Source organism: Janthinobacterium sp. 64 (genome assembly GCF_002813325.1).
In the GTDB taxonomy this organism is placed as follows: Bacteria; Pseudomonadota; Gammaproteobacteria; order Burkholderiales; family Burkholderiaceae_D; genus Janthinobacterium.
The window spans coordinates 1494930-1516481 of record NZ_PHUG01000001.1; the positions used below are offsets into that span (position 1 = coordinate 1494930).

A 21552-nucleotide genomic window follows, 5' to 3' on the forward strand; every position below is an offset into this window, starting at 1 on the left:
GCATTCTGGTGGGCGGTGAGGAATTCGAATCCCCGACCCCTTGGATGTCGACCAAGTATTCTAACCAGCTGAACTAACCGCCCGTAAAACTTTTTTATCGATTACTGCATCAGCAATCGTCTTTAAAACCATCTACTGCCAAATTCTGGTGGGCGGTGAGGAATTCGAATCCCCGACCCCTTGGATGTCGACCAAGTATTCTAACCAGCTGAACTAACCGCCCCGAAGACCAGCATTATAGAGAGGCTTTCCCAGAATGACAAGGGCTGTTTTACAGGAAACTTTAATCAGTTCTCCGGGCGTCAGCTCCCTTTATATAGAGGGAGCCCGCAGCGCCTGGAATGCCGCTAGAATCGCGGCATGAACTCCACCATATTAGCCTGGCTGAAAACCCTGAGCCGCATCTGCGGTTTTGAAACGGCCGACTCCTTCCCGCCCGGCCACCCGTATGCACGCACGCGCTGGGACGCCGCGTATTTCGATATCGCCTCCGACGTGAAGCCCGACGAGATCGAGCGGCGCATCTGCGCGGCCATCGCCAACACGCCGAGCGTCTTCGCCTATATCAGCAATCCCACGCCGCGCATGCAGCGCGCGCTGCTGAACGTGATCCACGACCGGCTGCGGCGCCAGCCCGGCGCGGGCGCCACGGACCTCGTCTTGTTATTGATCAACGCCTATGCCAGCGATCACATCGCGGAAGCCGTGCCCGGCCTGCGCGCCCTGATCTATAACACGGAACACGAAGACACGAATCTGCGCGTGCATGCGATTCTGGAATTGCTGGTGGGCACGCCACGGGGACTGGACGTGATCGATATGTAATTTGCTCCTGCGAACTTGCCGGTCAGATGCGCCACGTCAATTTCGTCGTAGCAGCTTCCTGTACATTCCAAAAACAATGATGCCGGCCTACAACACCGACAGCACGCCATTTGAAATGACCATCAGACCAGGAGAGACAATGAAGAAACTTTCAACCAAGATCGCCATGTCGCTGCAATGTGCCCTCTTGATTGGCGCCACGGCTGGTCCAGGCGTAGCTGGCGCAGAAGATGTGCAGACACCTGCGAGCCAGCGTATCGTAGAGGCATTGCCGCAAGATTGCAGCACTGAATCACACACACTCGTCAAGACGCGCGCCGACAGCGGCGATACGCAGGCTCAGCACTTGATGGGTATGAAGGCGTACCTCGGCGCTTGCGAGGACCGTGACCTCGACACTGCGGTGTTCTACCTATCAAAATCCGCGGCGAAATTTTTCCCGCCATCCATGTTCCACCTTGCCACCGTCTTGCAGCTCCGCGGAGGCGCGCGCGATGCGGACTTGCTGCAATTATTTCGCGGCGCTGCGGAGCGGGGATTTGCAAAGGCAGAGATGAACGTCCTCCTGTACTACGTGGACAAAAAGTCCAAGGTTTACGATATTGCCGAGGCCTATGCATGGCACTCTTTTTGCGCGCCACATGACACATTTTGCGATTGGCCACAAATCAATGAGGCACTATCTCACATGAGCAAAAGTGAGAAAGAAAAGGGAGAAATACTCAAGACCAGCTTGTTTGAAAAAATGAAATCCGTTGAAAGATTCGACGATATATTTTGCTGTGCCGGCACGAGGGCTGGCTCCAGCTCGGGCTTTGGCTGGCGTTAAACAGGCATGTGCAGCCTTAGTAAAGTCCACTGCGGGAAACGCCGTACCTCAGCGGTGATTAGCCGGCACATAGCGCGCCCGCAAGCGCATGAACGGCGTTTCCACCAATGCATATAAAAGCCAGCCCGTGGCAATGCTGAGAATAATCATCACCAGCATGGCACCCAGGCTATCCGGCCCGTAACCGATATCCTGCAAGAGCGGGCGCAGCAGGATGCACAGCTGCTTGTGCAGCAAATAAATCGCATACGACCACAGCGCCAGGCTGGCCGCGCCCGGCACGCGCAGTTGATACAAGGCACTGGCGGGACTGAGCGCCGCGATCAGCAATAAAGTAAAACTGGCCGCCAGGGCCGGATAGCCGAGCACGGTCACCCAATAAGCATAGTGATCGGTAAGAAACACATAAAACATCAGTGCCGTGGCAGCGATTCCCGCCAGCAAGGTGCGGTTGCCGTAGGACGTGAGGCGCGACCAGGCGATGGGGTGGTAATTCTTCAGCAGCGCCAGCGCCACGCCCGCCACCAGCTCGTCAAAGCGGCACCACGACGCGTAATAAATATACTTGTAATAGCCGAGGCCGCCATGCGGCACTTGCACATATTCATCCCACAAATACGCGCGCAGCAACATGCCGACGATCAAGCTGGCGACCACGGCCAGCCACGCCCACAGCTGCGACTTGCGGCAAGCGGCGATCAGCAGCGCCACGGCCGGCAGCAACACATAGAACTGTTCTTCCACGCACAGCGACCACGCATGCGAAAACGCCGTGCCCGGCGTCAGGTTGATGTTTTGCGTAAAGGTCAGGAATTTCCACAGCGGCAGCAGCGCACTCTCGCCGCGAAACGCGGGCCACAGATAGTACAGCGCCAGCACGGCATAGAAACTGGGCAAGGTGCGCAGGAAGCGCCGCGCATAGAAACGCGGCAAGGAAAAGCCGTGCTCGCTGCGCAAGGCCGCAAAAATCTGGTTGCCGATCAGATAGCCACTGAGGGCAAAGAACAGGTCCACGCCGACCCAGCCGATTTCTCCCCAGAAACCAAACGCCCCGCCCTCGCTGACGAACAGCAGATAATGGTTCATGAAGACGAGCACGATGGCCAGCGCGCGCAAGGTATCGAGGCCATACAGGCGCGAAGAAGGTGAAGAGGACGGCATGAAATCGGCAAGGGAAAACAACGGTGGCGCCGATCATGCCACGCCGCACCTTGCCATGGCCAACTTTTTGCAAGCGTGCACGACGAATCCCGCTAAAATATGCCGACCCCGCTTTCCCTTCCCGCAACAGCATAGGATATGTCCAGCATGAGCAGCGCACTCCACTTCAAGTCCATCAACTACACGGGCCAGGGCAGCGGCCCGCGCCTGATCGTCACCGGCGCCGTGCACGGCAATGAAACCTGCGGCACCAAGGGCATCCACCGCGTGATGGCTGAACTCGACAGCGGCGCCCTCTCCATCGTGGCCGGCAGCGTCACTTTCGTGCCCATCACCAACCCGCTGGCCTACGCCAAGGGTGTGCGCAGCGGCGACCGCAACCTGAACCGCAACCTGTTCCCGAACGACCATCCGCAAGATTTCGAAGACCGCATCGCCAACTGGCTGTGCCCGCTGCTGGGCCAGCACGACGTGCTGCTCGACTTGCACTCGTTCAATGCCGACAGCCAGCCCTTCGTCATGGTGGGGCCACGCAACAACGATGGCCCGCTGCAACCGTTTCAACATGAAGACAAGGAACGCGCGCTGGCGCGCCGCCTGGGCGTGCGCCGCTTCGTCGACGGCTGGCTGCAAACGTATGGCGCCGGCGTACAGCGCCGCCTGGGCAGCAGCGACCAAGTAGGCATGGTCTTGCGCTATGGCGTGGGCACGACGGAATACATGCGCTCGACGGGCGGCTACGCCCTGACCCTGGAATGCGGCCAGCACGCGGACCCGGCCGCGCCGGACGTGGCCTACCGCGCCATCATGAACACGCTGGCCTTCCTCGGTTTCATCGACGCGCCACAGCCGGAAGCCATCGCCGACGCCGACATGGAAGCGCTGAACATGGTCGTCGTGCACGACAAGCTCGATGCGGGCGACCGCTTCATCAAGACCTGGTCCAGCTTTGACAAGGTGAAACAGGGCGAGCAGATCGGCGTGCGCGCGGACGGCACGCCCGTGAGGGCCGAATTCGACGCCTACATCCTGTTCCCGGACGTCAACGCGCAAGCCAATGCCGAGTGGTATTACCTGGCGCGGGTCGCCAGCAGTTTTTGATTAGAGCCTATTCCAGTAGGGAGCGTCATCTGCTGGTAGTTCATCAGGAGCGCGGACAAGGCGTGAGGAGGACGCGTGGCGAGCCACGCGACGACGATCAACGCAGTCCCCGCTTCTGAGGGGCGCCAGCAGGGGATGTATTCATCTACTGGGATAGGCTCCTAGTGCCCGACGGATTTTGAAAACAGGTTAATCACCAGCACGCCGGCAATGATCAGCCCCAGGCCGATCAAGGCCGGCGTGTCGAGGCTTTGCTTGAACCAGAACCAGCCCACGGCGGAAATGAGCACGATGCCCACGCCGGACCAGATCGCATACACGATACCGGTAGGAATGACCTTCAAGGTCAGCGACAAACACCAGAAGGCGATGCTGTAGCCGACCACGGTGATGACACTGGGCCACAAACGGCTGAAGCCCTCGGACGCCTTCAAGGCGCTGGTGGCGATCACTTCGGCGATGATGGCGATGCCCAGGTAGAAATACGTCATGGCAAGACTCATGCTGGCAACCTTTATTGAGGGCTGAGCAATTTCAAGCCCAGGATCCCGGACACGATCAGGGCGATGCAGGCAATGCGCGCGGCGCTGGCCGGTTCGCCCAGCACCATGATGCCGAAGATGGCCGTGCCGACGGTACCGATGCCCGTCCAGATGGCGTAGGCCGTGCCCAGAGGCAAGGTGCGCAAGGCCAGACCCAGCATCACCACGCTGCCCAGCATGGAAATGGCGGTCAATACGGACGGCACGAGGCGGGTAAACCCCGCGCTGTATTTGAGGCCGATGGCCCAGCCGATTTCCAGCAAGCCCGCCAATACCAGAATGATCCACGCCATCTATTTCTCCTGAGGCGGCAGGGTCGTCCCCGCCATGCAGCCCCCACATCGAGCGGGGTCGTCCCCACAGGAGCAAAAGGAAAAGTATACCATTGGGTAAAAACTCTTGCCGCTAGAACATTTTTTCTGGTGATGTTGCCAAAAAACAGGCTGATGGCAGCATAATTGCTGCATCCAATCACTCTCGGGAACAATGATGCTACTTCTGGCCCAAATCCTTACCGCCCTCATCCTGCTGCTGCACGTTTACATCGTGCTGCTGGAAACCGTGCTGTTCGATGTGCGCGGACGCAAGGTGTTTGGCCTGTCCAAGGAAAAGGCGGAGATCGTGCGTCCCGCCATGTCGAACCAGGGTTGCTACAACGGTTTTCTCGTCGCGGCGCTGGCGCTGGGCTTTTTTCACCCGGACGCGGCCATCGCCCATGCGTTCACCGTCTTCGGCCTGGCTTGCATCGCCGTGGCTGGCGTGTGGGGCGCAGTGACTGTCATGACGCGCATCCTCTACCTGCAAACGGTGCCCGCCGTCATCGCCCTGCTGTTGTTCCACTTCGCCTGATCCCTGCCGGGCGGCCCTGCTTGAAAAATCCACGCCGCCAGCACGTTTTTTATTTATATCGTAATATGGCGATATTGAAATTCACAAAAAGCGATATACATATCGCCTACAGACGAACATCAATCAGGAGAAACACCATGGACATCGACGCCATCCACAAGGCGCTGGCCAATCCCGTGCGGCGACAGATCCTGCAATGGCTGAAGGAGCCGGAGCAGCATTTCGCGCAGCAAGAGCATCCGCTCGACTTCGGCGTCTGTGCCGGGCTGATCGACCGCAAGCTGGGTCTGTCGCAATCGACGGTCTCGGCTCACCTGGCCACCTTGCAAAAGGCCGATTTGATTTCAGCAAGAAAAGTTGGCCAATGGAGCTTTTTTAAACGCCACGAAGCCACCATCGAGGCCTTTCTCGACCACATGCAGCAAGGTTTGTAACAGCAATCCCATCCACATCGCCGCGCGCGGCACTCTCGACAGGAAAGATAGCAACCATGGCAACCTTATTCGACCCCATCACCATCGGCAGCCTGCAACTGAAAAACCGCATCATCATGGCGCCGCTGACGCGCTCGCGCGCCGGCAACCCGGGCCGCGTGCCCAACGCCCTGATGGCCGAGTACTACACGCAGCGCGCCTCGGCCGGCATGATCATCTCGGAAGCGACGGCCGTCACGCCGCAAGGCGTGGGCTATGCCGATACGCCAGGCATCTGGTCCGATGAACAGGTGGAAGGCTGGAAACACATCACGAAGGCAGTGCACGATGCCGGCGGCCTGATCGTGCTGCAACTGTGGCATGTGGGCCGCATTTCCGCGCCCCTGTTCCTCGACGGCGACTTGCCCGTGGCACCCAGCGCCATCAGGCCGGCCGGCCACGTCAGCTTGGTGCGCCCGCAACAGGAATTCGTCACGCCACGCGCACTGGACACCGAAGAAATTCCCGGCATCGTGGCCGCTTACCGCCTGGGCGCCGAGAATGCGAAAAAAGCGGGCTTTGACGGCGTGGAAATCCACGGCGCCAACGGCTATTTGCTCGACCAGTTCCTGCAAGACAGCACCAACTTGCGCACCGACAACTACGGCGGTTCGATAGAAAACCGCGCCCGCTTGATGCTGGAAGTGACGGATGCCTGCATAGCCGTGTGGGGTGCGGACAAGGTGGGCATGCATCTGGCGCCGCGCCGTGACGCGCACGACATGGGCGATTCCGATCCGCGCGCCACCTTTGGCTACGTGGCGCGCGAACTGGGCAAGCGCGGCATCGCTTTCATTTGCGCACGCGAAGCGCTCGGTGACGACCGTCTGGGCCCGTACCTGAAGCAGGAATTCGGCGGCGTGTATATTGCTAACGAGAAAATGGACAAGGCGGCGGCAGAAGCTCTGCTCGCCAAGGGCGAAGCCGATGCCGTGGCCTTTGGCCTGTGGTTCATCGCCAACCCCGACCTGCCCATCCGCCTGCACAGCGGCGCGCCCTTGAATCCCCTGAACCCGGATACGCTGTACGCACCCGATGCGAGCGGCTACACGGACTACCCGGCACTGGCGGCACTGGCTTAAACAACAGCACTCCGGGCGCAGCGGCGGCACTTAGTCGCTGTCGCCTGCCCTTCAGCGCCATCGGCGCCGTGCCGGCCGGGCCGGACGGCGCGCCTGCACGCTGCTGAAAACGCGGCGTATCACCTCGGCCGGCACAGCGTGCTCGCGCAAGTAGGCTGTCGCCACCGTCCGGCCCAGCGCGTGATGAAACGCCACGCCACGCTCGACGAGCTCGGCCATCGCTGTGTCCGTTCGGACATTCTCTCCAGCTAGTTCCTCAATACTGTTTTTCATGCCATCGCTCCCTGTCGGGTGGATCAATGCTGCATCAAGTTTTGACCACATTGTGTGCATTTAGTGCCCGCCACAATGGCAAAGCATCGTTAAAATAGCAGCAACAGCCAGCCCGACACCGCATGAATAGCGGCCTCGGCTGCTTGTCGCCACCGCCAGCCCCGTATAAAATGCCTGCGCAGAATTTTTGCTTCAAGGAAAATGGCCAGCAGCGCCATCCGATCAAGAACAGTGTCACTGAAGGGTATCAATGGACGATTTATTTGTACAAGCGGGCGACTTGCCGACCTGGCGCCAGCGCTGCGCGCTGCGCGTGCTGCAGCTGTTTGGCTGGCGCCTGCGCTTCCGCCCCTTGCCGGGGCCGCGCGGCATCGTCGTCGTCTACCCGCACACATCGAACTGGGATTTCATGGTGGGCCTGTTCGGCAAATGGGCGCTGTCGCTGCCGTTCCGCTGGCTGGCCAAGGATTCGCTGTTCCGCGGCCCGATGGGCAAGGTGCTGCGCTACCTCGGTGGCGAACCGGTCGACCGCAGCACCACCAGCGGCACGATTGGCCGTCAGGCCGAGCGCATGCTGGCCGCCGACTGGTACTGGCTGGCCATCACGCCGGAAGCGACGCGCAGCTACCGTCCGAACTGGAAAAGCGGCTTTTATCACCTGGCCCTGGCGGCCAAGGTGCCGCTGTTGCTGGTGTATATCGACTACCCGAACAAGGTGCTGGGCGTCGTCGACCATTTGTACTTGACGGGCGACAAGGAGGCCGACATGGCGGCGATTGCCGCCGTGTATGCGGGCCATCAGGGCTTGCACCCGGAAAAGGCGGCGCCCATCGTGCTGTCCGACAAGCGCCCCGGCGCTTAAGCGATTAAGCAACGCCCATCAACACCACGCCGGCGGCCGTCAAGGCCATGCCGGCCACGCGCAGCATGCGCTCGGCCAGTACCTGGCCAATAAAACGTCCCGCGCACAGCAGAATAGCCGAGGCCAGCAGGAAGCCGCACGCGGCCGAGGCAGTCGGCAATTCCTGGCCATGCGCATTGCCATGCGCCAGCGCAAACACGCCCACGAGCAGCATGCCGAGCCAGTTCGGCAAGGCCAGCGCCAGCGCGATGGCCAACCCTGCCAGCGCCACCGTGGCAGCGATGCCCGTTTCCAGCCCCGGCACCGTCAATCCGGCCATGCCGGCCAGCGCGCCGAGCAGCATCATGCCGAGAAACATGGCGCTCAGGCCCAGCCCGCGGCGCTGCTGGCCGCCCCAGATACCCACGCCCAGCATGGCCAGCAAATGGTCGATGCCCGTGAACGGATGGGCGAAGCCGGCCAGAAAACCCACGCTGTCGCCATGGCCGGGGTGGGCCATCGCCGGCAAAGCCAGCAGGCATAGCACCGCCACGGCGGCCGTTTTTGTCATCAGTCTTGCGCTCATTGCAGCTCCTTGCCGGGTTGATCGAGCAAACCTTGCTCGCGGATAAAATCGATGACCACCTGCACGCCGTCGCCGCTGCGCAAGTTGGTAAACACAAACGGGCGCTCGCCGCGCATGCGCCTGGCGTCCTGCGCCATCACATCGAGGTTGGCGCCCACATACGGCGCCAGGTCCGTCTTGTTGATAATGAGTAAATCGGAGCGCGTAATGCCGGGCCCGCCCTTGCGCGGGATCTTTTCGCCACCTGCCACGTCGATCACATAAATCGTCAGATCCGACAGTTCCGGACTGAAGGTGGCAGCCAGATTGTCTCCGCCCGATTCGACGAGGATCAAGTCGAGATGCGGAAAATCTGCCTGCATGCGCGCGATCGCTTCCAGGTTGATCGACGCGTCTTCGCGGATGGCCGTGTGCGGGCAGCCGCCCGTCTCCACGCCCATCAAACGCTCGGCCGGCAAGGCGTCGGCGCGCAGCAGGATTTCCATGTCTTCCTTGGTATAGATGTCGTTCGTGATGACGGCCATGTCGTAGCGTTCGCGCATGCCCTTGCACAGCATTTCGCACAGGGCCGTCTTGCCCGAGCCGACGGGCCCGCCGATGCCCACGCGCAGCGGATTGGAGGTGATCGATGTCATGTTTGCTCTCTCATAGAATGATTCAGGAACGGTACAGGCGGCTGTACTGCACTTCGTGGCGCATCGACAGCAGCGACAGGCCGGGCGCCCAGTTGCCCATCTCGTCGTCTGGTAACGTTTGCGCCGTGAGCGCCGCCGCTTCCAGTTCCGGCCGCAGCGACAGCAGCAAACGCTGGCCCGCCACCTGCCCCAGCGGCACGGATTTCACGCAGACGAGCACCTGGTTTTCCGCCCAGGCAAACAGCATGGCCAGCAGCGCCTCTTCGCGCGGAATGGCCAGCGCCGCCACGGCGCAGGCATACGCGGTCGGCAGGGCCACTTCCGGCAGGCCCTGCAGCATGTCGATCAGCACGCCGTCGGCCACTCCCAGCTCGGCCAGCAATTTGGTCAAGGAATAGCCCATCTGGATGGTTTCGGCGCGAAATTCCGCCGTGTCGCGCGAGGCGATGAAACGCTCGCTCCAGCACTGCACGGCGCACAGATCCTGTTCTTCAAATGCCTGCATCAAGCGCCAGCACAGCGGCGCTTCCCAGCGCGCCACCACCAATTTCAGATGCTCGGCGATCCATGCGCGCGCCGTGGCCGCGTCGTGCACCAGGCCGGATTCGAGCGCCGCTTCCAGCCCCTGCGAATAGCTGTAGGCGCCAATCGGCAGGGCCGGGCTGGCGAACTGCAGCAAGTGCAGCAGGGCCGAGGCCTGCATCATGCAGCGCCTGGCACATCGCCGGGACGGTGGATCTTCTGCCGCAGCGGCACGGGTGCCAGCAAGTGCTGGCCGTGGCCGTCGTGGTGGCCATGGCCGCCGCCGTAGGCGCCCGCCTCCGGCTCGAACGGCGCGCTTTCTTCCGTCACGCTCGCCTGCAAGCCTTGCAGCATCTCTTTTAAAACGGGGTCTTTGCGGATGCGCAAAAAGCCGTCGCCCACCTGCGCCTGCGTGTGGCGGTTCCCCAAATGAAAAGCGCAGCGCAGCAGGGTGTGCGCATCGGCGCACTGCACCAGGTAGGTCGGTTCGCGCGCGGCGACGATCCGCACCACCTGCCCTTCCGGCCCCGTCATGTGCTCGCCGTCGCGCAGCACCGTGCCGCGCACGGTGAACACGGCCACCTCGTCGCCATTCGACAGCACGGCGCGCAACCGGCATTTTTCGCGCTGGTCATAGGGCAGCACGAGTTGCGCGAACGGCGCGCGGTCATCGTCCGCTCCCAGTTTAGTATGCAATGTGAGCATGCTTGTCTCCCGCTTAAAATAGAAAATAACGCTGCGCCATGGGCAGCACGGCGGCCGCTTCGCACACGAGCAGCTGGCCGTCGGCGCGCACGGCGTAGGTTTCCGGGTCCACTTCCATGTGCGGCGTGGCGCTGTTGTGGATCATGTCGTGCTTGCGCAAGCTGCGCATGTTCTTCACGGCGATGACGGATTTGTTCAGTTTCAGCTGATGCCCGATATCGAGGTCATAGGCCGCCTGCGAGACAAACGTAAACGACTTTTTCAGGCCGCCGCCGAAGGCGCCGAACATCATGCGGTAGTGCACGGGCTGCGGCGTGGGAATCGAGGCGTTCGGGTCGCCCATCTGCGCGGCCGCGATCATGCCGCCTTTTAAAATCATCGACGGCTTGACGCCGAAGAAGGCCGGTTTCCACAGCACGATATCGGCGATCTTGCCCGCCTCGATGGAGCCCACCACGTGCGAAATCCCGTGCGTGATGGCCGGGTTGATCGTGTACTTGGCGATGTAGCGCTTGGCGCGGAAGTTGTCGCTGCGCGCCGTGTCGGGCGCCAGCGGTCCCCGCTGCACCTTCATCTTGTGCGCCGTCTGCCAGGTGCGCATGATCACTTCGCCCACTCTCCCCATGGCTTGCGAGTCGGACGACATCATCGAGATGGCGCCGATGTCGTGCAAAATATCTTCCGCCGCGATGGTTTCGCGGCGGATGCGCGACTCGGCAAACGCCACGTCTTCGGCAATCGCCGGATCCAGGTGGTGGCATACCATCAGCATGTCCAGGTGCTCGTCGAGCGTGTTGACGGTGAACGGGCGTGTGGGATTTGTCGACGAAGGCAGCACGTTGGACTGGCCGACGGCGGCGATGATGTCGGGCGCATGGCCGCCGCCCGCGCCCTCCGTATGAAAAGTGTGGATGGTGCGGTCCTTGAAGGCGGCCAGCGTGTGTTCGAGGAAGCCGCCTTCGTTGAGGGTATCGCTGTGCAGCGCCACCTGGATATCCATGCGGTCGGCCACCGACAGGCAATTGTCGATGGCGGCCGGCGTGCTGCCCCAGTCTTCGTGCAGTTTCAGGCCGATGGCGCCCGCGCGCACCTGCTCCTCCAGCGGCAGCGGCAAGCTGACGTTACCTTTGCCCATGAAGCCCAGGTTCATCGGGAAGGCGTCGGCCGCCGCAAGCATGGCGTGCAAATGCCACGGTCCCGGCGTGCAGGTGGTGGCGGCCGTGCCCACGGCCGGCCCCGTGCCGCCGCCCAGCATGGTGGTCACGCCGCTCATCAAGGCTTCCTCGATCTGCTGCGGGCAGATGAAGTGGATGTGCGTGTCGACGCCGCCGGCCGTGACGATCAGGCCCTCGCCGGCGATGATCTCGGTGGCGCCGCCAATGGCCAGGGTCACGCCAGGCTGGATGTCCGGGTTTCCCGCCTTGCCGATGCCGAAGATCATCCCGTTTTTCAGGCCGATGTCGGCTTTCACGATGCCCCAGTGATCGAGGATGACGGCATTCGTGATGACGGTATCCATCACCTCGGCCGCGCAGCGCTGCGACTGGCCCATGCCGTCGCGGATCACCTTGCCGCCGCCGAATTTCACTTCTTCGCCGTAGATCGCATAGTCATGCTCGATCTCGATGAACAGTTCCGTGTCGGCCAGGCGGATGCGGTCGCCCTTGGTGGGGCCGAACATCTCGGCATACGCGCTGCGGGGAATGCTGGCCATCTCAATCCTTTCCCGGTGGTGTGTCTTGCAGTTCGCCCATCACTGCGCCATTGAAGCCGTAGACCTTGCGCTCGCCCGCCAGCGCCACCAGTTCCACCGTGCGCTGCTGGCCCGGCTCGAAACGCACGGCGGTGCCGGCAGTGATGTTCAGGCGCATGCCGTAGGCGCGCCAGCGCTCGAAGGCCAGCGCCGGGTTGACTTCAAAAAAGTGGAAGTGCGAGCCGACCTGTATCGGCCGGTCGCCCCGGTTGGCCACCACCACGGTGGCCGTGGCGCGCCCGGCATTCAAGCTGATTTCGCCTTCTTCCAATTGGTATTCGCCTGGGGTCATGCGGGGCTCCTTCTCAAAAGACTACGGTATCGGGTGGTGCACGGTCACCAGCTTGCTGCCATCGGGGAAGGTCGCTTCCACCTGAATGTCGGGGATCATCTCGGCGATGCCATCCATGACGTCGGCGCGCGAGAGAATTTTTGTCCCGTCCGACATCAGCTGCGCCACCGACTTGCCATCGCGCGCGCCTTCCATGATGGCCGCGCTGATCAGGGCCACCGCTTCCGGATAGTTCAACTTCAAGCCGCGCGCCAGGCGACGTTCGGCCAGCAGCGCGGCCGTAAAAATGAGCAGCTTGTCTTTTTCGCGGGGAGTCAGGTCCATGTTTTTCCTTGTGCTTCTTTCCTGATTAAGTGTTCCAGATGCTAAGTGTTCCAGATGCGGGGCACGACGGCGTCGCGTCCCAGCATGGCGGGGCGCAGCAGCTGCCAGGCGACCAGCATGACGCGGCACGCCGCCTCGCTGTCGCCGCACAGCAGGCGCACCACCACCAGCGATTTCATGTGCGTGGCGCCAAACACGGCGCCGGCCGGCACGCCGATCTCGCGCACGGCCGCCAGCACGGAGGGAGAAACGGGTGCGCCGACGGCGATCAGGGTGGCGCACACCGTGTGCCCCCCAAGGCCCAGCGGGCTGGCCATCAGCGCGCCGCCGGCCGCCAGTACGCCCTGCTCCCACCACAGCAGCTTGCCGCCGCGGCGGATCTGCACCTGCTGGCTGATGCTGCCCGTATTGAAAATTTCTCCCGAGGCGCTGCGCCCCAGGCAGACGATGTCACAGCCGATGTAGCTGGCGTCGACCGCCAGTTCCACCTCGTGGCGCAGGCGCACGCACGCCTGGTCGAAGAAGATGCTTTCCTGCGGCAGCCACTCGATGGCAGCGCCCCTGCCTGCGCGCAGCACGATGTGCTGGCCCGAGACGTGGCCATTCGCGCGGTACCACTTGGCCGCGCCCGGCGACGTGAGCAAGGCATGCGCGCCTGCGCCCACGGTGGCGTCGACGGCCAGCTGGTCGCCACCGACCACGCCGCCGGGTGGATGAATGATGATGGCGTGGCAGACGGCCTCACCTTCCGGATACAGCGGCTTTTGCACGCGCAAGGGGCCGCTGTGCGTACGCTCGACGAGGCGGCTGACGCCATCGTGCAGCGCAAAACCCAGGCGCAAATGCGCCTGCCAGGCGCCGTGCGCGCTGGGCTGTGAAGGCATGGCTGGATGGGGTCTGTCTGGCATGCGGGGCAATCGCGTAAATAAGCGATTACCTAAGCAGGATATGTGCCAGCGTCAGGGGAAGAAAAAGTGAGAATCGTGCACCGCGCAGCAGCGGACGCACCGGCATGGTGCATCTGCCGCACCGCAGCGTTTATGTTGAGGCCACGGCCAGCGTACGCCGTTCGCGCAGCAAGGCCGTGAAGGCTTCGGCGGCCAGGGGGCGGCTGAAAAAATATCCCTGCATTTCATCGCAGCCGTGTTCCGTCAGGAAGTCGACCTGCGCGCGCGTTTCCACACCTTCGGCGATGACGCGCATGTCGAGATTGTGTGCCAGCGAGATGACGGAGCGGGCGATGGCCGCGTCGCTGCTGCTGGTGGTGACGTCGTCGACGAAGGATTTGTCGATCTTCAGCACGTCGATGGGGAAACGCTTCAGGTAGCCCAGGCTGGAATAGCCGGTGCCGAAGTCGTCGAGCGAAATGCCCACGCCGATATCCTTCAGGCGCGTGAGGGCCGCCACGGCCTTGTCCGGATCGCCCATCACCGTGCTTTCCGTGATTTCGATGCCGAGGCAGGCGGGCGCGATGGCGTATTTGCGCAAGACCGCCTCGACGAACGGCACCGTGCGGTCCTGCGCGAACTGTTTGCCGGACAGGTTGACGGCCACCTTGATGCTGCCCAGGCCCGCGTCGTGCCAGGCGCGGATCTGCGCGCAGACGCCTTCGAGCACCCATTCGCCGATGGCCGTGATCAAGCCGTATTCCTCGGCCAGCGCGATGAACAGGCCCGGCGGCACCTTGCCCAGCACCGGATTATCCCAGCGCAGCAAGGCTTCCGCGCCCAGCAGGGCGCCCGTGCGCAAGCACATCTGCGGCTGGTAATGCACTGCGAATTCGTCGCGGCAGATGGCGCCGCGCAGCTGCTGCTGCATCGCCAGGCGGGCGCGGATATCGCTGCCCATGCGCTCCGTGAAGAAGGCGTAATGGTCGCGCCCCATTTCCTTGGCCCGCACCAGGGCCGTGTCGGCGTGGCGCAGCACGTCGTCGAGGCTGTCGCCGTCGGCCGGGCACATGGCGATGCCGATGCTGGTCGTCAGGGCCAGGCGCTCGCCATCGACATTGAGCTCTTCGCGCAAGCCGGCCAGGATGGTTTGCGCCAGCGCCAAGGTCCGGCCCAGCAGGGCATCGTCCTGCAGCAGGATCTGGAATTCGTCGCCGCCCTGGCGCACCACGGTGTCGCCCTCGCGCACGCAGCCGGAGAGGAAACGCGCCACCACTTGCAGCGCCTTGTCGCCCACGGCCTGGCCGTGCGAATCGTTGATGTTCTTGAAGCGGTCCAGGTCCAGGCACATCAGCACCACTTGCTGGCCGTCGCGCACGGCGTTGGCGCGCGCCTGTTCGAAACGCTCGCGCAGCAGCACGCGGTTCGGCAAGCCCGTCAGCGCGTCGTGGTAGGACAGGAAATCGATCAGGTGCTGCTCGGCCTTGCGCTCGCTGATGTCGAGGAACACGCCCACGTAGTTGACGACGGCGCCGTCCGGGCCATGCACGGTGGACACGCTGAGCAGACAGGGGTAGGTGTCGCCGCTCTTGCGCCGCGTCTGCACCTCGCCCGACCAGCAGCCGCTGCTGCGCAAGCCCTGGCGCAGGGCCAGCAGCACCGCTTCGCCCGTGTATTCGGCGTGCAGGCGCATGATGTCCGTGCCCACCACTTCCTGCGCCGCGTAGCCGGTGATGCGTGTAAAAGCGGGATTGGCGGTGACGATGACGCCAGCCGCATCGGTGATCAAAATGGCGTCCTGGGTCGCTTCGAAGACCTGGCCCGACAGGCGCAGCAATTCTTCATTGGCGCGGCGGATCTGCACTTCGCGCGCCAGGGTGCTGGCCACCTGCTCCAGTTCCGCCGTGCGTTCGGCCACTCTGCGCTCCAGGTTGGCGCGCTCCTGCGCCAGCTGCAGCTGCGCCCGCGCCAGGCGCACGTGCGCATCGGTACGGGCGAGGATTTCCTCGGCCTGGAAGGGCTTGGCGATGAAGTCGACGGCGCCCAGCGCAAAGCCGCGCACCTTGTCGTCCGTATCGTACTGGGCCGACAGGAAGATCACCGGCACCTGGCGCAGGGACGGTATCTCCTTCAGACGGCGACAGACTTCAAAGCCGTCGAGACCCGGCATGCGCACGTCGAGCAGGATCAGCTCGGGCGGACGCGCCTGGGCCGTCCACAGGGCCAGTTCACCGTTCGGCGCCTGGCGCACGGCATAACCGGCGCCGCCCAGCAAGTCGCTCAACAGCTTCAGCGAAGCCGGCGTATCTTCAACGATCAGTACTTCGCCCTTCGAATTCACTTCCGAAAAATCGCGGTGCATGTAGCAGTTCTCTCAGCTTTGGATGAGGCGCGGCGGTCGGTTGCCACGCTGGACAAGACATTTCTTTTGCGATGAACTACGTACTATCATCATAATCTTTATTGCAATTTAGCACCATCCATCCACGGCACTTAGTCCGTCTTTTCAGCGAATCCGATGTTGTCAGCCCACACTTTCAAGTATGCGCCAGCGCGCCCTCGCTCTCCAGCAAGACGCACAGCTGACGGTACTGGTGCTGGTCTAGCATGGCCTGCAGCGGCACCAGCAACGGCGCCGCTGCCGCCGGCAGGGCCGCCAGCAGCTGCGCCACCCTGGCCAGGTTCAATTCGCGCAGCGCCACCAGCAAGGCGGCGCGCTCTTCTCCCGTCAGCAGCAGCAAGTCTTGCGCCTGCAGTGCCGGCAGCACTGCCGCCTGCGCCGGCATGGCCGGCGGCGCGGGAGCCTGCAGTGGCGCCTGCGCCGCCTGCGCGGGTATGCTGAAACGGAAGGTGGCGCCCTGCCCCGGCGTCGATTCGACCGTCAGTTCGCCTTTCATCAACTGCACGAACTCGCGCGAAATGGCCAGACCCAGGCCCGTGCCATCCTTCGGTCCCGCGCTGTCGGCCTGCACGAAGGGCTCAAAAATGCGCTGCTGGTCTTCCGGCGCGATGCCGATGCCCGTATCGCTGACGGCGAACGACAGCATCCATAGCCCGCCATCGCGCCGCTCGCCGCGCACGCGCAGGGTGACCTCGCCGCCGCCGGCGAACTTGACGGCATTCGACATCAGATTCAGCAGTACCTGGCGCAGGCGCGTCGCGTCGAGCAGCACCGCCGCCGGCAGGTCCGCACAATCGAGGCGCAGGGCCAGCCCCTGCTGCTCAGCGCGCATGCCCAGCATGTCCATCACCTCCTGCAACAGGGGCGCCAGCGCCACCACGGCCGTCTGCGCCTGCAGGTGCCCCGCCTCGCCCTTCGACAGTTCGAGGATTTCATTGATCAGGGTGAGCAAATGATTGCCGGAGCGGTGGATGATGGCCAGGTTGCGCTTTTCATCGTCCTGCATGTTGGGCGAGGCGGCCATCAGGCGCGAAAAACCGATCACGGAATTCAAGGGCGTGCGCAGTTCATGGCTCATGTTCGCCAGGAAGGTGCTCTTGGCGCGGTTCGCGGCCTGCGCCTGGCTGACGGCCACCGACAGGGCGCTCGTGCGCTCGGCCACCAGTTCTTCCAGGTGGTGGCGGTGGCGCAGCAGTTCCAGTTCGGCCTCGCGGTGCGCCGTGATGTCGTAGTTCGAGCCCACCAGGCGCATCGGCAAGCCGCGCCCGTCGCGGAAGATCACGGCATCGGCCTTGATGTAGCGGATGGCGCCATCGGGCCACAGGATGCGGTACTCGTGCGTGAAGGCCTGGCCGGCGCCCAGCGCGGCGCGCAGGGCCTCCTTGGCCGCCGGCACGTCGTCCGGCACCAGCGCCGCGCGCCAGATCGCCGCCGGCGACATGCTGCTGGCCGCATCGGCCTTGAACTGCGCGTACATCTGTTCATCCCATTGCAATGCGTCGCTGCTGACGCTCCAGTCCCAGATGCCGATGCTGGCCGCGCCCGTCGCCATCTGCACGCGCTCCTCGCTGCGCTGCAGGGCGCGGTAGCGGCTGTCGAGCAGCGCCACCATGTCGCGGATGGAGCGGTACAAGGTGCGCAGTTCGCCCAGGAACCACGCTTTCGGCTGCGTGCCGAATGCTTCTCCCTGCCCCGCCTCGACACCGGCCGCATACTGGCCGATGGCCTTCAACGGCTTGAGCATCAGGCACCACATGAGCAGCCAGATGCTGGCCACCAGGATGACGTCGAGCGCCACGATCATGGCGCCGATGCCCAGCGCGCGCTGCCGCAGCTGCGCGTGCAGCAGGGCCGGCGTGGCATACACGGCCACGCTGCCGATGACTTGTCCGCCCATCGTCACGGGGCGCCGCTGCACCAGCCAGCCCGGCTCCGCGACAAGCGAGGAAAAGCTCTCGATGGCGCCGGCCGCCGTGCGGCGCAGGACCAGCGCTTCCTTGCCGATGCCCGGCGTGAGGGAGCTGGCCACCAGGTCGCGCTTGCCCAGCATGCTGCGCATGATGGCCTGCATCTGCTTTTCATCGAGATTCCACAAGGGCAGTTCGATGGCCACGGCCAGCTGGTCCGCGCTGACGGCCAGACTGCGATGCAGCTGCTGCCAGCGCTGCTCGCGTTCGGACTGGTAAAACAGCACGGCAAACACCAGCAGCAGCGCGGTGACGACGCAGGTCAGCGCCACGCTGACGGCCAGCACGATGGACACGCTGCCCAGGCGCGCGCCTTTGGGTGCGTGAAACGTCATGCGTCTTCGCCCAGCGGTTCGCTGGCCAGCTGCGTCAGCAAGGCGCACAGCGGCTGGTACTGGTGCTGTTCCAGCATGGCGGCGATGTGCGCGGCCAGCTGCGGCAGGCCCGTCGCCACGCCAGCCAGCACGATGGCGCTGCGCCGCAAATCGAGGGCTTGCACGGATTCGAGCAGCGCCTGCCGCTCGGCTGCGCCCAGCTGGCCCAGCGCCTGCTGCAAATCAAAGGCCGGCGCCGGTACGCGCGGCGGCGCGCCGGCGGTGCGCTGAAAGCGCACACCCAGTTGCTGCTCCAGCATGGCGAACAGGTGTTCCTGCTCGATCGGCTTGCGCAGGAAGCCGTCGGCGCCGGCCGCCAGCGCCTCCTGCTTTTCTTCTTCGAAGGCGGAAGCGGTCATGATCACCAGGCGCGGCTGCACCAGCGCCGGCTGCGCGCGCAGCCAGCGCGTCAGCGCCAGTCCATCCATGTCGGGCATGCGCCAGTCGCTCAGCACGATGTCGTAGCGCTGCGCCGCCAGCATGGCTTGCGCCTGCACGCCGCCCGCCGCTTCGCGCAGCTGGAAGCCCAGCGGCGCCAGCAAGCCGGCCAGCAGCTTGCGGCAGTTGTCATCATCATCGACCAGCAGCACCATGCGCCCGCGCTGGCCCGGCGGCAGGCGCGCCACGCGGCCCGGCGCCAGCGGCGCGGCGGCAGGGCATTGCACGCAGGGCGCGCGCAAATCGAAGTGGAACACGGAGCCGGCCCCCAGGGTCGATTCGACGCGCAGCTCGCCGCCCATCAGGCGCACGAATTCGCGCGAAATGGTCAGCCCCAGTCCCGTGCCGGCTTGCGCCACGGCGCTGTCGGCCTGCACGAACGGTTCAAAGATGCGTTCCAGATCCGCTTGCGCAATGCCGCTGCCCGTATCGCGCACGGCAAACGCCAGCGCCACCTGCCCGCCTTCTGCCGTCTGGCACGCCAGCGACAGGGTCACGCTGCCCTGCTCGATGAACTTGAGCGCGTTCGACAGCAAATTGAGCAGCACCTGGCGCAGCTTGGCGCCGTCGAGGCGCACCAGCGGCGGCACGCCGGAACGTTCGATCTGCAGCGCGATGCCCTGGTCGCTCGATCGCATGCGCACCATCTCGAGCACCTCGTCGAGCAAGCCATTCAAGTCCACGGGTCCCGTTTGCAGCTGCATGCGGCCCGCTTCGATTTTCGACAATTCAAGGATGTCGTTGATCAAGGTGAGCAAATGGTGGCCGGCGCGGTTGATGATGGCCAGGTTATGCTTTTCTTCCTCAAACATGCTGCTCGAATCGGCCATCATCTGCGAAAAACCGATCACGGAATTCAAGGGCGTGCGCAGTTCGTGGCTCATGTTGGCCAGGAAGACGCTTTTCGCGCGATTCGCCGATTCGGCCTCGGTGACGGCCACCGATAAGGCCGCCGTGCGCTGCTGCACCAGTTCTTCCAGGTGGTCGCGGTAGCCGAGCAATTCCTGCTCGCTGTGCTTGCGCTCGGAAATGTCGACGATGCCGCTGCGCACCAGGCGCCGCCCTTCCATGGGCAACTTGACCAGCCGCACCTCGCAGGGAAAAATGCTGCCGTCCGCGCGCCGCACATTGCGCTCCACCAGGACAGGCTCGCCCAGCATGGCGCGGCGCAGATGCTCTTCCATCATCAGCCCCAGCGGCAAGCCATCGGGCTGCTTGCCCGTATACAGGTCGAACGGCCCGCGCGCCAGCAGCGCTGCACGCGACAGGCCCAGCATGCGCTGCGCGCTGCTGTTGGCGTCGACGAAGCGGTCCAGGTCCAGGTCGTACACCAGGATGGCTTCCGGCGCATGCTCGACCAGGATGCGGAAGCGCTGCTCGCTCTCGCGCGCCTCGCTCTCGGCGCGGCGCAGGCGCCGCCGCTGCAGCAGCAAGGCGCTCAGCAAGCCGGCCATCACGATGAAAACGCCGCCCACCAGCAGCACGGCAACGCGGTGTTCGTGCCACAGTTGCGGCGGCCGGTTGAAGAACAGCGTGTGCGGCGGCAGGCGGCTGATGTCGGCATCCCAGCGCTGCAGCTGTTCCCAGTCATACATGGGTACCGGGCGGACCGGCGGCAGCAAGGCGCCCGGCGCGGCGGGCGCCTTGCCCGCCAGCACAGCCAGCGACAGCTGCGCCACCTGCTGCGCGGCCTGTTCGATGTGCAGGATGGAGCCACCGAGGATGCCCTTGCCGACCGTCGCGTTATACATGCCAAAGGCAGGTACATTCGCCAGCCGTGCCAGTTCCCCGGCAAACTGCACCGGCGTGGCGATGGCGCCGTCGACGTCGCGGTTGACAGTGCCCGCCACCAGCACGCTATCGGCGGGCAGGCGCGCCACCGCCGCGCGCATCTGCGCCAGGGTCAGGTCATCGAGGTAGCGCATGGCCACCTTGCCCTGCCACGCCAACGCCGCCTGCTGCATGCTGCGCTTCAATGCCTGGTCGGCCTCGCTGGTGCCAACGGCCATGACGATGGTTTTGGTCTCCGGGAACAGCGCCATGGCCTGCGCCAGCGTGCCGGGAAAATCGACATTCGCCTTTTGCTGCCAGATGGATGCCGGGCTGCCCGCCGGCAAGGCCCTGCCCGAGGTGTTAATCGCCAGCACGGGCACGCCGCGCGCCAGCGGCGCCAGGTCCGACAGCAAAAAATCGAGCGCGGGCTGCTGCATGGCGATGATGAGGTCGGCCTTGCGCCCCATCATCTGGGTGTATCTCAAAAGCAACAAATCACGCATCTCGTTGCGCAGCGCCGGGTCGCCCTGGGTATTGAGGTTCAGGTGCTCGACCATGATGTCTTCGCTGGCCAGGCCCGCGGCGGCCATGGCGGCCACATAGGTGCGCGTGTACGATTCCACGCCGGCGCGGCCATAGTCGTAGGCGTTGAGGAACAGCACGCGCTGGCCCTGGTGCGGCGGTGCGACGGTGGGCGCTGCTGCCGGCAAGGCGGCGCAGGGGGCGGCGACACAGAACGCCAGCAGCAATGCGCAGCAGCAGCGGCGCACCGCTGCCCTGCCCTGCCCACCGCCCGGCACATCACGCATCATTCGCCATGCCCATGCTCACTCCCGCCTGTCACCATGTTTCACCCATGCGCTGGCTGATCAGCCACCGACACTTACAAAAACATGATAACGTCAACTGCAGGGACAAG

22 protein-coding genes and 2 tRNA genes are annotated in these 21552 nt (G+C 63.9%); 7 read left to right on the plus strand and 17 right to left on the minus strand.

All coding sequences use genetic code 11. From position 1 onward, the window contains the following. Positions 1 to 6: 6 nt before the first annotated feature. A tRNA-Val gene (locus CLU91_RS06480) sits at positions 7 to 83 on the minus strand. A 63-nt stretch (positions 84 to 146) separates the two neighbouring features. Then, positions 147 to 223: transfer RNA gene (locus CLU91_RS06485), tRNA-Val, on the minus strand. Positions 224 to 360: 137 nt separating this feature from the next. On the opposite strand from CLU91_RS06485, the gene CLU91_RS06490 reads away from it, so the two are divergent. Continuing rightward, on the plus strand, positions 361 to 825 hold the full coding sequence (locus tag CLU91_RS06490; protein WP_100873500.1) for a hypothetical protein: 465 nt from the start codon (positions 361 to 363) through the stop codon (positions 823 to 825). 139 nt (positions 826 to 964) lie between these two features. Next, complete coding sequence (locus CLU91_RS06495) at positions 965 to 1654, plus strand: tetratricopeptide repeat protein (protein WP_157814628.1); 690 nt, start codon at positions 965 to 967, stop codon at positions 1652 to 1654. A gap of 48 nt (positions 1655 to 1702) precedes the next feature. Here CLU91_RS06495 and CLU91_RS06500 read toward each other — a convergent pair whose 3' ends face one another. After that, positions 1703 to 2815 (minus strand): acyltransferase family protein, encoded by a 1113-nt coding sequence (locus tag CLU91_RS06500; RefSeq protein ID WP_100876606.1) that lies wholly within the window; start codon positions 2813 to 2815, stop codon positions 1703 to 1705. A 138-nt stretch (positions 2816 to 2953) separates the two neighbouring features. On the opposite strand from CLU91_RS06500, the gene CLU91_RS06505 reads away from it, so the two are divergent. Then, the gene (locus tag CLU91_RS06505; RefSeq protein ID WP_100873502.1) at positions 2954 to 3916 is read left to right on the plus strand and encodes a succinylglutamate desuccinylase/aspartoacylase domain-containing protein; all 963 of its coding nucleotides are present in this window, start codon (positions 2954 to 2956) and stop codon (positions 3914 to 3916) included. Positions 3917 to 4077: 161 nt separating this feature from the next. On the opposite strand, the gene CLU91_RS06510 is transcribed toward CLU91_RS06505, so the two are convergent. Both CLU91_RS06510 and sugE read right to left on the minus strand, forming a co-directional pair. Further along, entirely contained in the window at positions 4078 to 4407 is a 330-nt protein-coding gene (locus tag CLU91_RS06510; protein ID WP_099400615.1) for an SMR family transporter, read from the minus strand. 23 nt (positions 4408 to 4430) lie between these two features. Further along, positions 4431 to 4751 carry a quaternary ammonium compound efflux SMR transporter SugE gene (gene sugE / locus CLU91_RS06515; protein ID WP_034783172.1) on the minus strand — a complete coding sequence of 107 codons (321 nt, stop codon included), beginning with the start codon at positions 4749 to 4751 and terminating at the stop codon, positions 4431 to 4433. Positions 4752 to 4944: 193 nt separating this feature from the next. Here sugE and CLU91_RS06520 point away from each other — a divergent pair, with 193 nt between their 5' ends. The 3 genes from CLU91_RS06520 to CLU91_RS06530 all read left to right on the plus strand — a co-directional run bounded on the left by CLU91_RS06520 (position 4945) and on the right by CLU91_RS06530 (position 6862). After that, a complete protein-coding gene (locus tag CLU91_RS06520) occupies positions 4945 to 5307 on the plus strand; it encodes a DUF1304 domain-containing protein (RefSeq protein ID WP_442906416.1) in 363 nt (120 codons plus the stop codon). A 137-nt stretch (positions 5308 to 5444) separates the two neighbouring features. Further along, positions 5445 to 5741: an ArsR/SmtB family transcription factor gene (locus tag CLU91_RS06525; RefSeq protein WP_100873503.1), complete on the plus strand. Its 297-nt coding sequence runs from the start codon at positions 5445 to 5447 to the stop codon at positions 5739 to 5741. A 56-nt stretch (positions 5742 to 5797) separates the two neighbouring features. Then, entirely contained in the window at positions 5798 to 6862 is a 1065-nt protein-coding gene (locus tag CLU91_RS06530) for an alkene reductase (protein WP_100873504.1), read from the plus strand. Positions 6863 to 6913: 51 nt separating this feature from the next. Here CLU91_RS06530 and CLU91_RS06535 read toward each other — a convergent pair whose 3' ends face one another. Next, positions 6914 to 7135, minus strand: a complete 222-nt coding sequence (locus tag CLU91_RS06535; RefSeq protein ID WP_157814629.1) for a hypothetical protein — start codon at positions 7133 to 7135, stop codon at positions 6914 to 6916. A 250-nt stretch (positions 7136 to 7385) separates the two neighbouring features. Here CLU91_RS06535 and CLU91_RS06540 point away from each other — a divergent pair, with 250 nt between their 5' ends. After that, the gene (locus tag CLU91_RS06540; RefSeq protein WP_100873506.1) at positions 7386 to 7997 is read left to right on the plus strand and encodes a 1-acyl-sn-glycerol-3-phosphate acyltransferase; all 612 of its coding nucleotides are present in this window, start codon (positions 7386 to 7388) and stop codon (positions 7995 to 7997) included. A 4-nt stretch (positions 7998 to 8001) separates the two neighbouring features. Here the strand turns inward: CLU91_RS06540 and CLU91_RS06545 are convergent, their stop codons facing one another. The 11 genes from CLU91_RS06545 to CLU91_RS06595 all read right to left on the minus strand — a co-directional run bounded on the left by CLU91_RS06545 (position 8002) and on the right by CLU91_RS06595 (position 21445). Next, on the minus strand, positions 8002 to 8562 hold the full coding sequence (locus tag CLU91_RS06545; protein WP_232730648.1) for a HupE/UreJ family protein: 561 nt from the start codon (positions 8560 to 8562) through the stop codon (positions 8002 to 8004). After that, the gene (ureG, locus tag CLU91_RS06550; protein ID WP_100873508.1) at positions 8559 to 9197 is read right to left on the minus strand and encodes an urease accessory protein UreG; all 639 of its coding nucleotides are present in this window, start codon (positions 9195 to 9197) and stop codon (positions 8559 to 8561) included. The genes CLU91_RS06545 and ureG overlap by 4 nt, the downstream gene beginning before the upstream one ends. 22 nt (positions 9198 to 9219) lie before the next feature. Further along, on the minus strand, positions 9220 to 9900 hold the full coding sequence (locus CLU91_RS06555) for an urease accessory protein UreF (protein WP_100876608.1): 681 nt from the start codon (positions 9898 to 9900) through the stop codon (positions 9220 to 9222). Beyond that, positions 9900 to 10424 (minus strand): urease accessory protein UreE, encoded by a 525-nt coding sequence (ureE, locus tag CLU91_RS06560; protein ID WP_100873509.1) that lies wholly within the window; start codon positions 10422 to 10424, stop codon positions 9900 to 9902. Before ureE ends, CLU91_RS06555 begins: the two co-directional genes overlap by 1 nt. Before the next feature lie 13 nt (positions 10425 to 10437). After that, complete coding sequence (gene ureC, locus CLU91_RS06565; RefSeq protein ID WP_100873510.1) at positions 10438 to 12138, minus strand: urease subunit alpha; 1701 nt, start codon at positions 12136 to 12138, stop codon at positions 10438 to 10440. A 1-nt stretch (position 12139) separates the two neighbouring features. Next, positions 12140 to 12469, minus strand: coding sequence for an urease subunit beta (locus CLU91_RS06570; protein ID WP_035819980.1), 330 nt, complete (start codon positions 12467 to 12469; stop codon positions 12140 to 12142). Between the two features lie 21 nt (positions 12470 to 12490). Further along, positions 12491 to 12793, minus strand: a complete 303-nt coding sequence (locus tag CLU91_RS06575; RefSeq protein ID WP_034751936.1) for an urease subunit gamma — start codon at positions 12791 to 12793, stop codon at positions 12491 to 12493. Positions 12794 to 12834: 41 nt separating this feature from the next. Then, a complete protein-coding gene (locus tag CLU91_RS06580; protein WP_100873511.1) occupies positions 12835 to 13677 on the minus strand; it encodes an urease accessory protein UreD in 843 nt (280 codons plus the stop codon). Positions 13678 to 13831: 154 nt separating this feature from the next. Further along, complete coding sequence (locus tag CLU91_RS06585) at positions 13832 to 16042, minus strand: two-component system response regulator (RefSeq protein ID WP_100873512.1); 2211 nt, start codon at positions 16040 to 16042, stop codon at positions 13832 to 13834. 175 nt (positions 16043 to 16217) lie between these two features. Next, positions 16218 to 18383 carry a sensor histidine kinase gene (locus CLU91_RS06590; RefSeq protein ID WP_100873513.1) on the minus strand — a complete coding sequence of 722 codons (2166 nt, stop codon included), beginning with the start codon at positions 18381 to 18383 and terminating at the stop codon, positions 16218 to 16220. Further along, positions 18380 to 21445, minus strand: coding sequence for a sensor histidine kinase (locus CLU91_RS06595; protein WP_100873514.1), 3066 nt, complete (start codon positions 21443 to 21445; stop codon positions 18380 to 18382). The genes CLU91_RS06590 and CLU91_RS06595 overlap by 4 nt, the downstream gene beginning before the upstream one ends. Positions 21446 to 21552: the final 107 nt, after the last annotated feature.

Bases quoted from the DNA above. Each gene is read 5' to 3' on its own strand.
- CLU91_RS06490 (WP_100873500.1), top strand. From the start codon at position 361: ATGAACTCCACCATATTAGCCTGGCTGAAAACCCTGAGCCGCATCTGC.
- CLU91_RS06495 (WP_157814628.1), top strand. From the start codon at position 965: ATGAAGAAACTTTCAACCAAGATCGCCATGTCGCTGCAATGTGCCCTC.
- CLU91_RS06500 (WP_100876606.1), bottom strand. From the start codon at position 2,815: ATGCCGTCCTCTTCACCTTCTTCGCGCCTGTATGGCCTCGATACCTTG.
- CLU91_RS06505 (WP_100873502.1), top strand. From the start codon at position 2,954: ATGTCCAGCATGAGCAGCGCACTCCACTTCAAGTCCATCAACTACACG.
- CLU91_RS06510 (WP_099400615.1), bottom strand. From the start codon at position 4,407: ATGACGTATTTCTACCTGGGCATCGCCATCATCGCCGAAGTGATCGCC.
- sugE (WP_034783172.1), bottom strand. From the start codon at position 4,751: ATGGCGTGGATCATTCTGGTATTGGCGGGCTTGCTGGAAATCGGCTGG.
- CLU91_RS06520 (WP_442906416.1), top strand. From the start codon at position 4,945: ATGATGCTACTTCTGGCCCAAATCCTTACCGCCCTCATCCTGCTGCTG.
- CLU91_RS06525 (WP_100873503.1), top strand. From the start codon at position 5,445: ATGGACATCGACGCCATCCACAAGGCGCTGGCCAATCCCGTGCGGCGA.
- CLU91_RS06530 (WP_100873504.1), top strand. From the start codon at position 5,798: ATGGCAACCTTATTCGACCCCATCACCATCGGCAGCCTGCAACTGAAA.
- CLU91_RS06535 (WP_157814629.1), bottom strand. From the start codon at position 7,135: ATGAAAAACAGTATTGAGGAACTAGCTGGAGAGAATGTCCGAACGGAC.
- CLU91_RS06540 (WP_100873506.1), top strand. From the start codon at position 7,386: ATGGACGATTTATTTGTACAAGCGGGCGACTTGCCGACCTGGCGCCAG.
- CLU91_RS06545 (WP_232730648.1), bottom strand. From the start codon at position 8,562: ATGAGCGCAAGACTGATGACAAAAACGGCCGCCGTGGCGGTGCTATGC.
- ureG (WP_100873508.1), bottom strand. From the start codon at position 9,197: ATGACATCGATCACCTCCAATCCGCTGCGCGTGGGCATCGGCGGGCCC.
- CLU91_RS06555 (WP_100876608.1), bottom strand. From the start codon at position 9,900: ATGCAGGCCTCGGCCCTGCTGCACTTGCTGCAGTTCGCCAGCCCGGCC.
- ureE (WP_100873509.1), bottom strand. From the start codon at position 10,424: ATGCTCACATTGCATACTAAACTGGGAGCGGACGATGACCGCGCGCCG.
- ureC (WP_100873510.1), bottom strand. From the start codon at position 12,138: ATGGCCAGCATTCCCCGCAGCGCGTATGCCGAGATGTTCGGCCCCACC.
- CLU91_RS06570 (WP_035819980.1), bottom strand. From the start codon at position 12,469: ATGACCCCAGGCGAATACCAATTGGAAGAAGGCGAAATCAGCTTGAAT.
- CLU91_RS06575 (WP_034751936.1), bottom strand. From the start codon at position 12,793: ATGGACCTGACTCCCCGCGAAAAAGACAAGCTGCTCATTTTTACGGCC.
- CLU91_RS06580 (WP_100873511.1), bottom strand. From the start codon at position 13,677: ATGCCTTCACAGCCCAGCGCGCACGGCGCCTGGCAGGCGCATTTGCGC.
- CLU91_RS06585 (WP_100873512.1), bottom strand. From the start codon at position 16,042: ATGCACCGCGATTTTTCGGAAGTGAATTCGAAGGGCGAAGTACTGATC.
- CLU91_RS06590 (WP_100873513.1), bottom strand. From the start codon at position 18,383: ATGACGTTTCACGCACCCAAAGGCGCGCGCCTGGGCAGCGTGTCCATC.
- CLU91_RS06595 (WP_100873514.1), bottom strand. From the start codon at position 21,445: ATGATGCGTGATGTGCCGGGCGGTGGGCAGGGCAGGGCAGCGGTGCGC.